The sequence below is a fragment of the Janthinobacterium sp. SUN128 genome (assembly GCF_030587275.1).
Lineage (GTDB): Bacteria > Pseudomonadota > Gammaproteobacteria > Burkholderiales > Burkholderiaceae_D > Janthinobacterium > Janthinobacterium lividum.
This window is the reverse complement of sequence record NZ_JAPWHY010000003.1, coordinates 25329-38269: the sequence shown is the minus strand read 5'-3', so window position 1 is coordinate 38269 and position 12941 is coordinate 25329. Positions and strand designations below refer to the sequence as shown.

Here is a 12941-nt window from a genome sequence, read left to right as displayed (position 1 = left end):
GTATAGGCCGCAAAGCAGCCCCGCCTAGGCTGCGCGGCTCTCGCCAGCGGATTCGTCATCCAGACGCTGCACGGCGCCGCCGCCTTGAGCCAGATGCGCCGCATCGGCGGGAAAATCGTCGACCTGGATCAAGCCGTCGACCAGGCGCGCATATTCGAGCAAGGTATTGTGCTCCTGGCAGCTGACCGAGCCTGCGGCCTTGGCCGTTGCCAGCCACTGCTGCATGGCGGACAGGCTTTGCGGCAGGTGCCGCAGGGCTGTGCCTGCGGGCGTGTCTTTCAGGCGTTTTTCGATGTGCAGCACGTCGGCCAGCAGGGCCAGTGCCCGCTCGGCGCAAGCCACGGGATCTGTGTTGTCGTTGGCCACATAACCGTCGGCCAGCAGGCGCTCGCGGTCGGCGCCCGGCGTTTGCAGGGCCAGCGCCACTTCACTGCCAAGCTCGTCGGAAGGCGGGCGATGCGGCAGGCCGAAGGGAAACAGCAGGGTGCGCAGCAGCACGGCCAGCACGCGCGCGGGGAAATTGTCGAGCACGCCCGTCAAGCCCTGTTGCGCCTTGACCAGCGCATCTTGCAGCGACCAGTGCACGTAGGGCAGGTCGGCTTCGGGGCGGCCATCATCCTCGTAGCGCTTCAGCACGGACGAAGCCAGGTACAGTTGCGCCAGCACGTCGCCCAGCCGGGCGGACAGCCGCTCGCGGCGCTTGAGCTCGCCGCCAAGCACGAACATCGACATATCCGTCATGACGGCAAATGCCGTCGACAGCCGCGTCAGGGCGCGGTAGTAGGGCGCCAGTGCGGGCGCGCCGGCGTCGGGCGCGGCCGCCAGGCGCGCGCCGCCCAGTCCATACCACAAGCCCCGTGCCAGGTTGCCCAGCACAAAGCCCACATGGCCAAAGAAGGCAGCGTCGAAATCCCGCAGGGCTTTGCGGCCATCGCTTTCGCTGACGGCGGCCATTTCCCTGAGCACATACGGATGCGCGCGGATGGCGCCCTGGCCGAAGATGATCAGGCTGCGCGTGAGGATGTTGGCCCCTTCGACGGTAATGGCGATGGGGATTTGCTGGTAGGCGCTGGCGAGGAAATTGTTGGGCCCCACGCAGATGCCCTTGCCGCCGAGAATGTCCATGCCGTCATTGACGAGCGCGCGGCCCCGTTCCGTGACGTGGTATTTGACGATGGCGGAAATGACGGCCGGCTTTTCGCCCAGGTCGACGGCGTGCGCGGCCAGCGTGCGGGCCGCGTCCATCAGGTACAGGTTGGCGCCCATGCGGGCCAGCGCTTCCTGCACCCCTTCGAACTTGCCGATAGCCATGTTGAACTGGCGCCGCACGGCCGCATACGCGCCGGTGCCGCGCACGGCCATCTTGCCCATGCCCACGCTGGACGAGGGCAGCGAAATGGCGCGCCCGGCCGCCAGGCACTCCATCAGCATGCGCCATCCCTTGCCCACTTGCGCCTGGCCGCCGATGACCCAGTCGATGGGAATGAAGACATCGTTGCCCGAGGTGGGGCCGTTCTGGAACGCGGCGTTCAATGGGTGATGGCGGCGGCCGATCACCACGCCGTCGTGGCTGGCGGGGATCAGGGCGCAAGTGATGCCCGGCGTGTCATTCTCGGACAGCAGATGTTCGGGGTCGCTGGTCTGGAATGCCAGTCCCAGCAAGGTCGCGACGGGCGCCAGGGTGATGTAGCGCTTGTTCCAGGTGAGGCGGAAACCCAGCGTGGCGCGGCCCTCATGCATGCCCATGCACACGACGCCGAGGTCGGGAATGGCGGCCGCATCGGAACCCGCATACGGGCTGGTGAGGGCAAAACAGGGAATCTCGGTGCCGGCGGCTAATCGCGGCAGATAATGGTTTTTCTGTTCTTCGGTGCCGTAATGCAGCAGCAGCTCGGCCGGCCCCAGCGAATTGGGCACCATCACGGTGACGGCCAGCGCCGAGCAGCGGCTCGACAATTTCATGACCACTTGCGAGTGCATGTAGGCGGAGAATTGCTTGCCGCCGTATTGTTTCGGGATGATCATGCCGAGGAAACCTTGCGCCTTCATGTAGGCCCAGGCCTGGGGCGGCAAGTCCTGCGCCTGCTGCGTTTCCCAGTCGTTGACCAGTTCGCACAGCCGCTCGACGTCATGCTCGAGAAAGTGACGCTCCTCGGTCGTGAGCGAGGCATGTCCATAGGCCAGCAGCTTGGGCCAGTCGGGCCGGCCGGAAAACAGGTCCGCGTCCCACCACGTTGTACCCGCTTCGAGCGCGTCGCGTTCCGTGTCGGACATGGTTGGCAAGATGCGCTTGAACAAGGCCAGCAGGCGCGGGGTGACGAGGGCGCGGCGCACGGGACCGGGGGCGAACAGTAAAGCCAAGCCCAGCAGGGCTACCATCAGTAGGATCGTCAGCATGCGTATCTCCCTGTGTAATGAGAACAGGGTAGGCCGATTTGGCGAATGTTACTGTGCGGTACAGCGCATACGCACAACGCCAACCGCATGGGTTGGCATTGTGGTGTATGGCGTGGGGCGTATTAGCGTTGCGGGACGACAATCACCGTGTCGCCCGTCTTGCCTTTGGCGCCGTCGTCGCCCTTGGCGCCATCGTTGCCTTGAACGCCATCGTTGCCTTGTGCGCCAGTGGCGCCCTTGGCGCCGTCATATCCGGCGGCACCGCTGTCGCCGGTCTGGCCCGTGGCGCCGGTCGCACCGGTCGCGCCGGCAGGGGCTTCAGCACCCGTCGCACCCGTAGCGCCGGCAGGACCAGGCGCGCCGGCAGGGCCGGGAACCACTTGTACGATAGGTGGCGCTTCGCGCTGGCAAGCGGTCAAGGCGAGGGTAGAGGCGAGCGCGAGCAATATCAGGGTAGTTTTCATGATGCATCCTTTGGCAGTGTGCCGTGATGTACGGAACGGCTCGACGGCGTCGGGCGCGAGTTTCGCATGGCGGTGTTACGGAGAGAATCTGATCAGGTGGCCGTTGCGCCGTGTCGCGCAGGACGCTGGCGGCGGGAAGGGGGTGTGGTCTGCCTGCAGCATGTGCTCTTGGGCAGCCGCAGTCCGTACGTTTGCGTACATAGCGGCGGGGTGGGGGAGGGTTTGGCAAAGAGAAACAAAAAAGCCAACCCGAAGGTTGGCTTTTTGCTATGTACTGTTGAATTCTTGGTGGCCCGGGGCGGAATCGAACCACCGACACAAGGATTTTCAATCCTCTGCTCTACCGACTGAGCTACCAGGCCAAGGCGGCGAATTATAGCAGAAAGACTTTCCACCTGACCAGAGCTAGCTGTGTTCAAATGCAACAGATGGCCAAAACATAGTGTTTTGGCATCCTTGTCTGACCTGAAGGGATGTGGCGATGCAGCGATGTATTGGAGTGCAAGGCCTGGCGGCGGCGGGCTTGTTCGGCTTGTTGTGCGGCACGGCGCGGGCCGACGGGCTCGCTGATTTGAATGCGGCGCTGGCGCGCTTGCAGGGCCAGATGCCCATCAAGGCGCAGGTCGAATCGAAATCCTGGCGCCGCGAGGGCGAGGGCAAGGCGGCGGAAGAGGATAGCGGCCAGGCCACTGTCACTGTCGAGGGCGGGCCGGCGGGCTTGCAGGTGCTTTACGGCAAGGACTTGCTGGCGAAAGTGGAAGCCGAGCAGCGTGCCAGGGTGAAGGATCCGAAGGTCAAGACGCCGATCGGCTTTGCGCTGGGGGAAATGAAGGCGACGGAGCTGCGTTCCATGGTGTCGGCGGCCGATGCCCTGTCGCGCGAGATCGAGGAAGCCGTGTTCAGCAGCGAAAAGATGGATAGCTACAAGGGCAAGCCGGCGCGTTTGCTCAGCTTTACCTTGTCGCTTGACAAGGTGCCGGAGAAAGACCGCAAGTATGTGAAGAAGTTCGAAGGCGGCATCGAGGTATGGATCGCCGCGGACGGCACGCCGCTGGCCAGCCATTTCCACTTTGACGTGAGCGGGCGCGCCTTTGTCGTCGTCAGCTTTACGCAAAAGTCGGACGAGACGCGCCAGTATGGCGTCAGCGGCGACCATTTATTGTTGCTGCGCAAGGAGAGCAAGAATGCCACCGCGGGGGCGGGCGAGAAGGTGGAGAGCAAGATCGTCAAGACCTTGCAATTGCAGTCCTGACGTGTTGCAGAATCACTCAAGCCGCTGATCCAGCGGCTTTGTTTTTTACATGGCGGCGCTGCCGCCCAGGGCGCTCTTTTGCAGCACGCAGCGCCCCGCCTCGCAGGTGGCGCCCGGGTCCGTGACGATGGAGCAGGTCGACATCATGCCGTCCGCTTGCTGCTGTTTGCGGCTGGCCTCGGCTTGCGCCTGGGCCAGTGCCTTGAGTTTCTTGCCGTCATTGCCCTTGCTGGACCAGGCCAGGTAGCGCTCGGGGCCGCCGCAAGCCTTGGCGCCGATGGCGATGGTCTGGCATTGCTGGGTGGAATCGCAGGCGGCTACGCCCACTTCCGCCTGGATTTGCGCCAGCAGACCGGCATTGCCGGGGGCGGGCGGCGCATCATCTTGCGTGGGGGCGCTGCCGCAGGCGCTGGCGGCCAGCAGCAGGAAGCTGGCGCACGCGGCGCGCAGCAGGGAGTAGATAGGTGTGTGCATGCCTTTATCATGTGCCACGCTTGCGTAAATGGCAAGCGCGATTCGCACTTGGCGAGAACCTTGACCCTGGTCATTTTCCTTATTAACTAGTCAAAGTTAATATAAATCAACATCCAACCAGCGATGTACGGGTGGCAACCGGGCCGGTGCGCTGCATTCCCGCGCCGGCGCGCGCCGCCGATTCGGGAATGCTTCCAGGAGTTAGATTATGCGCCGCACCCTCTCACCCTTTCTCTTCATCACCAGCCTGGCCCTTGGCGGCGTTCTGCATGCCGCCGACAAGGAGCCGATCCAGCCCATCACTGCCGCCAAGATCGCCAATCCGGCCATGGTCGAACTGGGCAAGAAGCTGTTTTTCGATCCCCGCCTGTCGCGTTCGGGCTTTATTTCCTGTAATAGCTGCCACAACCTGAGCATGGGCGGCACGGACAATATCAAGACCTCGATCGGCCACAACTGGCAGCGCGGGCCCATCAATTCGCCCACGGTGCTCAATTCCAGCATGAACGTGGCGCAATTCTGGGATGGCCGCGCCAAGGATTTGCAGGAGCAGGCGGGCGGTCCCATCGCCAATCCCGGCGAAATGGCTTTTACGCACGAGCTGGCCATCGACGTGCTGGCCTCGATTCCCGCCTACCGCGCGGAGTTCCGGCAAGTGTTTGGCCAGGATAAGCTGACCATCGAGCAAGTCACGCGCGCCATCGCCGCCTTTGAAGAGGTGCTGGTGACGCCAGGTTCCCGTTTCGATCAATGGCTGTCGGGCAAGAAAAGCGCGCTGACGAAGGACGAGCTGGCCGGCTACCAGCTGTTCAAATCGAGCGGCTGCATCGCCTGTCATAACGGCCCCGCCGTGGGCGGCAACACTTTCCAGAAGATGGGCGTGGTGGAACCGTATAAAACGGCGATGACGGCGCAGGGACGCTCGGCCGTGACGGGCAAGGATGCGGACCGCTTCAACTTCAAGGTGCCGACCTTGCGTAACGTGGAACTGACGTATCCCTATTTCCACGATGGCGAGGCGGCGACGTTGACGCAAGCCGTCGACGTGATGGGCCGCCTGCAGCTGGGCCGCACCTTCACGCCCGATGAAAACGCCAAGCTGGTAGCCTTCCTGAAAACCCTGACGGGCAAGCAGCCGCACATCGTGCTGCCGATCCTGCCACCATCGTCGGACACGACGCCACGGCCGGTGCCGTTTGACTGAATGAGTCCATGAAAAATGCCCGCATCAAGCGGGCATCGGGGTCTATTTCAATGTTCTCTGGAACAACTGATAAATCCGGCGGTACTCGTCATACCACGCTTCCGGCTGCACGAAGCCGTGGCGCTCCATCGGGTAGCTGGCCATTTCCCAGTTATCCTTTTTCAGTTCGATCAGGCGCTGCGACAGGCGCACGGAGTCCTGGTAAAACACGTTGTCGTCGATCATGCCGTGGGCGATCAGGAGGTTGCCCGTCAGCTTGTCTGCGTATTCGATCGGCGACGAGATTTTATAGGCTTGCGGATCGATGTCCGGCGTGTTCAGGATATTCGCCGTGTACTCGTGGTTGTACGTGGTCCAGTCCGTCACGGGACGCAGGGCGGCGCCGGACTTGAAGATTTCCGGCGCGCGCATCAGGGCCATCAGGCTCATGAAGCCGCCATAGCTGCCGCCATAGATGCCCACGTTCCGGATGTCGCCCTGGTGCTGCTGCGCCAGCCAGTTGGCGCCGTCGACAAAATCTTCCAGTTCCGGGTGGCCCATCTGGCGGTAGATGGCCGTGCGCCAGGCGCTGCCGTAACCGAGCGAGGCGCGGTAGTCGACGTCGAGCACGATGTAGCCTTGCTCGACCAGCAGGTTGTGGAACATCTGTTCGCGGAAATAGACGGGATAGCGCTGGGTCACGTTTTGCAGGTAGCCGGCGCCGTGCGCGAACATGACGATCGGATAGCGCTTGCCCGCTTCCAGCTGCGCCGGGCGGTACAGCTTGGCCCAGATCGGCGCCGCGCCATGCGTGGACGGTACTTGCACCAGTTCCGGCATGACCCAGTTGCGCGCCTTGAAGGCGTCGCTGCGCGTATCGGTCAGGATACTGGCCTTGCCGCCCGCGACGGCAACCGTCGCCAGCTGGGCCGGCATATAGCTGGTCGAATAGCGCAGCAGCAGCTTGCCGTTATCGGGCGACAGGCCGAAGTTTTCCACGCCTTTCAAATTCGTCACTTCGCGCGCGCCGCCTTCCCTGGCCGTGCTGGCGCACACTTCATACGTGCCGGGCGCCTGCCGGTTGCACATGAAATAGGCATGCTTGCCGTCGCGGCTCCATTCGACGGCGCTCACTTCCCATTTGCCTTGCGTCAATGCGCGTGCCGGGGCCGCGCCCGTCTTCGTGTACAGGTGGGCGTAGCCGCTTTCCTCGGACAGATACCACAGGGTGGTGTTGTCGGGCAGCCAGCCGAATTCGTCGGCGCGGCGGTTGACCCAGGCCGTGTCGCTGATGCGGTGCACGGGCACGAGGGCGGCGTTGGCCAGGTCGACGTTGGCGAGCCAGCCATCCTTGTTGTCGACGGCGCGGATGCGCACGGCCACCTTGCTGCCGTCATCGGTCCAGGCGATGCCGTCGCGCTGGGCGTCGATGCGCACGGCACGGTTGCCTTTAAGGGGCGGCAGCTTCTGTTCGGCGCGCAGACTGGCCAGCGGGTCGGTGGCGATGCCGGGCAGGCTGTCAAAGGCGATCTCGCGCACGGTGCCCGTGCGCAGGTCGGCCAGCTTCAGGCTTTGCGCGATCGGCATGTTGCGGCCCACGCGCGTGCGCTCGTCATCGACGTCCGGGTAGCCCGTTTCCGTCACGTAGCGCGCCAGTTTGCCCAGCTTGCCCTTTTCGGCCGCCTTGTCTTGCGTGACGAACAACAGCCAGCGGCCGTCCGGCGACAGGGCGCTGCCGGAAATGGTGACTTTGTCGCCCAGGTAGATCGGTTCCGGCGCGCGCGTGGCGTCCAGGCGGCGCTCTTCATGGCGGCGTTCGCGGCTCGCGTCGCGGTCTTGCTTCTGGCGCGCCAGGTTGACGATCAGGCGCAGCTGCAGGTCGCGCAGGGCGTCCGCTTCCGGTGTGGCGTCCGGGTCCTTGGCGGCGCGCAGCAGGGCGACGGGGGCGCTCAGGCGCTCCGCGCGGCTCCAGCTGAACCAGTCGGTGCCGCTGCGGTATTGCACGGCGCCGCCGTCGGCAGAGTACTGCGGGTCGCTGATGGCCGAGACGCCGCGCGTGATTTGCGTCAAGGCGCCGCTTTTCAGGTCGCGCTCGAACAAGTCGCCGTTGCGCAGCAGGATGGCGCGCGTGCCGGAGCGGTTGACGACCATCTGCTGGCCATCGAGATTGGCCAGCTGCGCATCGTCGACCTTCTTGCCGCTATTCAGTTTGGCGTTCGCGCCTGGCAATTGATACGTGTCGCGCAGGGGCGAGCCGAGGCGTTTTTGCTTGTAGTAGAGCTGGCCATTCCAGCCCCACCATGCCGCTTCGACGGGCGTGCCGATCCAGTCGGGGTCGGCCATGGCCTGGTCCAGCGTGATCGGCGTGGGGGTGGTGGTGGATGGGGCCGCATGCGCGGCGGGCAGGGCGGCTATCAGGGTGAGCAGCAGGGGAAGAACCAGACGCATCGGGGATCACTTTAATCAAAGGGGATGGTGAAGGTACAGGCTATGAGGCCGGTATTCTAGCGGAGGAGTTTCGTGCAGGAAATGTCGGAAAGCTAAGCTTGGCGCTGGGCCAGCCAGGCGAGAAAGTCATCGAGCGGCATCGGCCGCGCATACAGGTAGCCCTGCAAGCCGTCGCAATCGTGGGCGACCAGGAAATCGGCCTGCTCCTGCGTTTCCACGCCTTCGGCAACGACGCGCAAGCCCAGGTGGCGCGCCATGGCCAGGATCGCTTGCACGATGGCCGTGTCGCGCGCATCGTGCGGCGTGTCGTCGATGAAGCGCTTGTCGATCTTGAGTTCGTACAGCGGCATCGACGTCAGGTAGGCGAGGCTGGAATAGCCGGTGCCGAAATCGTCGATGGAAAAGCGGATGCCCAGGGCCGCCAGTTCGCGCATGCGCGCCAGCGAGGCGTCGCGCTGGTCGATCAGCAAGCCTTCCGTCAGTTCCAGGATCAGGGCGCCGGCCGGCGTGCCGTGTTCGGCCAGCGCGGCCTGCACGCGGGCGGCAAAATCGGGCTGGCGAAACTGGGCCGGACTCACGTTCACGGACAGGGCGACAGGCGATCCGGCCCGCGCCAGCATGGTGGCGGCGCGGCACGCTTCGCGCAGGGCCCAGTGGCCCAGCTTGACGATCAGCCCCGATTCCTCGGCGATGGGGATGAAGATGCCGGGAGCGATATGGCCGCCGTCCGCCTGCGGCCAGCGCATCAGCAGTTCGGCGCCCGTCACCCGGCCGTGGCGGTCGACCTGCGGCTGCACGTGCATGCATAATTCACTGGCATCGAGGGCGCGCGCGAGTGTCCTTTCCAGGGTCAGGCGGCGTTCCACGCCCGCCTGCATGGCCGCTTCAAAGAAGGCGATGCCGTTGCGTCCTTCCGCCTTGGCCCGGTACATGGCGATGTCCGCTTCGCGCAGCAGGTCGTGCGCCTGCTGGCCCGCTTTCGGCAGCAGGGTCACGCCGATGCTGGCGCTGCAATGATAGGACTGCCCTTCGATCTCGAAGTCGCGCGCGATGGCGGCGCGGATTTTCTCGGCCACCTGGGCCGCCGCGCGGGCGGCGTTGTGCAGGTCATCGGCCAGGTGCGCCAGCAGCACGACGAATTCGTCGCCGCCGATGCGCGCCACCGTGTCGGCCTTGCGCATCAGTTGCGCCAGCCGTTCGCCGGCCAGGCGCAGCAGCGCATCGCCGGTGGCGTGGCCGCGCGCGTCGTTGATGTGCTTGAAGTGGTCGAGGTCGATGAACATCAGCGCACTGATGGTATGGCCGCGCGGCGCGGCGGCCAGCAGGTGGCCGATGCGGTCCATCAGCAGGCGCCGGTTGGGCAGGCCCGTGAGCACGTCGTAGAAGGCCAGGCGGTGGATGTCCGCTTCCGATTTCTTGCGCTCGTCGATTTCGCGCTCGACGGCCACCCAGTGCGTCTGCCTGCCGTCCGCATCCGTGAACGGCACCAGTTCCGCTTCGACCCAGTACGCCTTGCCGGCCTTGTTGTAATTGAGCAATTCCGCGCGTGCCGGCTGGGCGCGGGCCATGGCGGCGGCGATGCGCGCCAGTTCGCCCGCATCGGTGGCGGGGCCTTGCTGGAACAGCAGGCTGCGGCCCAGCACCTCGGCGCGCGCATAGCCGCTGCTGCGCTCGAAGGCGTCGTTGACGAAGATGATGCGCGTGGCCGGCGCCGCACCCGCGCCTGGCGGGCCATCGGCCACTTCGGCGAGCATCACCATGTCGTTCAGGCGGGCCAGCGCCGTGGCCGTCAGGCGCAGATCGGCGTTCAGCTGCGACAGGGCCTGGCTGCTGCGTTCCAGGTGGCGCAGCAGGAAAGCGCAGGAGAGGGTCAGCACGGCGGCGATGAACAGGAAGTTCAGGGCCACGATCAGCGCGCGCAGCACGGGGGAGTCGGGCACGCCGCGCAATTGCAGCTCCACGTCGGGATGCAGGCCGAGGAAAAAAATGGTCAGCGAAGTCAGGGCCAGGGTCGACAAGGCTGGCCCCATCCCCAGCAGCAGGGCCGCCAGCACGGGCATGAGCATCATGTAGATCTGGCTGACGGGGCCGATTTTCAGCAGCAGGCCCACGCCCACCAGGTAGGCGACGATCAGGAATTGCCACACGCGCCAGCGGTAGGGCATGGCGCGCAGATGCCAGATGAGACCGACCCAGCCGATGGCCAGCACGTCGAGGGCGACTATGGACCAGATAGCTTCGCGCGCCGCCAGCAGGGCGCTGGGAATGGCAGTGACGATGCCAAGCAGCAGCACCGCCTGCAGCAAGCGCGCAAAAATCTGTCCGCGCCAGTGCGCGAGATCGTTTGACGCGGCCACGCTGCCGTCCTTTCCCCAAGGAGCTGTGCTGCCGAGCTGAGCAGTATGGTAAAAATATTACGCGGTATCGTTCTGCATGTCATCTTGATCATTCGATATGATTGACTGCGTGACTACCCGCAGGGCGCATCGGGCCGTCTATTCCTTTTCCGCCGTGGGCCAGTAGTGGCTATCTGGCGTGTCCCGTGCGCCGAAGATGGCCTGGCCGACCCGCACGACGGTAGCGCCTTCTTCAATGGCGATTTCATAATCGCCGGACATGCCCATCGACAGCTGGTCGAGGCCGATGCCATCGGGAACATCCTGGCGCAGCCGGTCGCGCAATGTGCGTAGCAGAACGAAGCAGCTGCGCACGCGCACGGCTTCCGCCGACAACAGCGCCAATGTCATGAGTCCGCGTACCCGCAGCGCCGGGAAGACGGGCAGCTCGCGCAGGAAAGCGGCCACCTCGTCCGGCGGCAAGCCGTACTTGCTGGCTTCTCCCGAGGTGTTCACTTGCACGAACACATCGAGCCCCCGTCCTGCCGCTTGCAGGCGCCGTTCCAGCGCCTCGGCCACGCGCAGGCTGTCGAGAGCCTGGAATTCGCTGGCAAAGCGCGCCACCAGCTTCGCCTTGTTGGTCTGCAAATGGCCGATCACCGACCATTGCAGGTCGCCCAGGTCCGCCATCGCTTCCCACTTGCGGCCTGCCTCCTGCGGCTTGTTTTCTCCCAGCATGCGGCAACCCGCGGCGTAGGCCAGGCGCAGGCTCGCCTCGGGCTTGGTCTTGCTGACGGGCAGCAGGCGCACGCCGGCTGGATCGCGGCCGACCCGCTGGCATGCGGCGGCCATGCGCGCGTGCACGGCGGCCAGATTGCGGCGGAAGTCGTCCACCGACACGGCTTGCGGCCAGCGCCCATGCTGCGCGTGCATGGTTGCAGTGAGCAGGGGAGTGTCATTGTTCATGTATCAGCCTTGTGTCAGCCTTATGAGCGGCAGGAGTTGCCGCAGTGATGTATGATTGTCCTATGCCAAAATATATCATGTCTGAGACTATCATGAGGATTGCAGGGAAAACCGCTGCGGAGCTGTTCGACAGCATCCGTACTCTGACGCAGGCGGGCGAACTGGCGCCGGGCCAGGAGTTGCCGACCGTACGCGAGCTGGCCGCGACCTTGGGCGTCAACCGCAATACCGTGTCGCTGGCGTACAAGCGCCTGGCGACGGCCGGGATCGCGGTCACGCAAGGGCGATTGGGCACGGCCATCCGCGCACAGCGCGATCCCGGCGAGCAGGAAGGCCTGTTGCCCGGCTCGCCGCTGGCCGACCTGGGCGGCGGCAATCCTAATCTTGCCTGGCTGCCCGATGTCGGCGCGGCCCTGGCGCGCAAGCCATACCGCCCGCGCCTGTATGGCGAAGCCACGCTGGATCCGGAGCTGGAAGCCCTGGCGCGGCGCTGGATGGCCGGCGATTGCCCTGAGGGCCACGACATCACCCTGACGAATGGGGCGGTCGATGCGGTGGAGCGCCTGCTGGCCGCGTATCTGGTCGCGGGCGACAAGGTGGCCGTGGAAGACCCGTGCTTCGTCAGCAGCATCAACACCTTGCGCATCGCCGGGCTGCACGCCGTTGGCGTGGCTGTCGATGCCGAGGGCATGCAGGCCGGGGCGCTGGAACGGGCGCTGGCGCAAGGCGCGCAAGCCGTCATCGTGACGCCGCGTGCGCACAATCCGACCGGATGCAGCCTGAGCGCTGCGCGCGCGGACCAGCTGCGGGCGGTGCTGGCCGCTTACCCGCACGTGCTGGTCATCATCGACGACCATTTCTCGCTGCTGTCCGTCGCCAGCTACCAGGACGTGATTCCCCATGCGGCCCGGCGCTGGGCGCTGATCCGTTCGGTATCGAAGATCTTCGGCCCCGACCTGCGCCTGGCCGTTGTCGCCAGCGACGGGCAGACCGCCCAGCGCCTGCGCCTGCGCCTGGCGCCCGGCACGAACTGGGTCAGTCATCTCTTGCAGGATGCCGTGAGCGCCTGCCTGTCGTCACCGGAAGTGTCCGCGCAGGTGGCCCTGGCCCGTGCCGACTATGCGCGCCGCCGCGGCATCCTGGCCGATGCGCTGGCGGCGAAAGGCCTGGTCTGCGCCAGTCCTGCCGATGGACTGAACCTCTGGCTGCCGCTGCCGGGCGGCAGCCAGGCGGCCGTGCTGGCGCTGGCCCGGCATGGCTGGCTGGTGCGCGGCGGCGAAGCCTTCGGCGTGCAGGCGCCGGCGCAGGGATTGCGGATCACCGTATCGACCATGGACGAAGCGCGTGCGCAGTCGTTCGCCGGCGTGCTGGCCCAGGTGCTGGGCCGGCCATAGTTTTTTAATTCCTCGCCACAGAAAGGG

At 65.3% G+C, this 12941-nt stretch carries 9 protein-coding genes and 1 tRNA gene; 3 read left to right on the top strand and 7 right to left on the bottom strand.

Translation table 11 applies throughout. The features are described from left to right. Window positions 1-24: 24 nt before the first annotated feature. From O3297_RS22885 to O3297_RS22875, 3 genes are all read right to left on the bottom strand, one after another. Window positions 25-2397, bottom strand: a complete 2373-nt coding sequence (locus O3297_RS22885) for an acyl-CoA dehydrogenase (protein ID WP_305050273.1) — start codon at window positions 2395-2397, stop codon at window positions 25-27. A 122-nt stretch (window positions 2398-2519) separates the two neighbouring features. Further along, window positions 2520-2861: a hypothetical protein gene (locus O3297_RS22880; protein ID WP_099389949.1), complete on the bottom strand. Its 342-nt coding sequence runs from the start codon at window positions 2859-2861 to the stop codon at window positions 2520-2522. Between the two features lie 286 nt (window positions 2862-3147). After that, window positions 3148-3223, bottom strand: a tRNA-Phe gene (locus tag O3297_RS22875). Window positions 3224-3342: 119 nt separating this feature from the next. Here O3297_RS22875 and O3297_RS22870 point away from each other — a divergent pair. After that, window positions 3343-4113 carry a hypothetical protein gene (locus tag O3297_RS22870; protein ID WP_211552096.1) on the top strand — a complete coding sequence of 257 codons (771 nt, stop codon included), beginning with the start codon at window positions 3343-3345 and terminating at the stop codon, window positions 4111-4113. A 45-nt stretch (window positions 4114-4158) separates the two neighbouring features. Here the strand turns inward: O3297_RS22870 and O3297_RS22865 are convergent, their stop codons facing one another. Next, window positions 4159-4587 (bottom strand): hypothetical protein, encoded by a 429-nt coding sequence (locus O3297_RS22865; RefSeq protein ID WP_305050271.1) that lies wholly within the window; start codon window positions 4585-4587, stop codon window positions 4159-4161. A 208-nt stretch (window positions 4588-4795) separates the two neighbouring features. On the opposite strand from O3297_RS22865, the gene O3297_RS22860 reads away from it, so the two are divergent. Beyond that, window positions 4796-5791: a cytochrome-c peroxidase gene (locus O3297_RS22860; RefSeq protein WP_034784396.1), complete on the top strand. Its 996-nt coding sequence runs from the start codon at window positions 4796-4798 to the stop codon at window positions 5789-5791. A 42-nt stretch (window positions 5792-5833) separates the two neighbouring features. Here the strand turns inward: O3297_RS22860 and O3297_RS22855 are convergent, their stop codons facing one another. The 3 genes from O3297_RS22855 to O3297_RS22845 form a co-directional block, all read right to left on the bottom strand. After that, window positions 5834-8218 carry a S9 family peptidase gene (locus O3297_RS22855; protein ID WP_305050269.1) on the bottom strand — a complete coding sequence of 795 codons (2385 nt, stop codon included), beginning with the start codon at window positions 8216-8218 and terminating at the stop codon, window positions 5834-5836. A gap of 92 nt (window positions 8219-8310) precedes the next feature. After that, window positions 8311-10575: a bifunctional diguanylate cyclase/phosphodiesterase gene (locus O3297_RS22850; protein WP_305050267.1), complete on the bottom strand. Its 2265-nt coding sequence runs from the start codon at window positions 10573-10575 to the stop codon at window positions 8311-8313. 138 nt (window positions 10576-10713) lie between these two features. Beyond that, window positions 10714-11520, bottom strand: a complete 807-nt coding sequence (locus O3297_RS22845; RefSeq protein WP_305050265.1) for a YggS family pyridoxal phosphate-dependent enzyme — start codon at window positions 11518-11520, stop codon at window positions 10714-10716. Between the two features lie 92 nt (window positions 11521-11612). Between O3297_RS22845 and ptsJ the strand changes: the two genes are divergently transcribed. Continuing rightward, complete coding sequence (ptsJ, locus tag O3297_RS22840) at window positions 11613-12914, top strand: transcriptional regulator PtsJ (RefSeq protein WP_305050471.1); 1302 nt, start codon at window positions 11613-11615, stop codon at window positions 12912-12914. The last annotated feature ends 27 nt before the right edge of the window (window positions 12915-12941 follow it).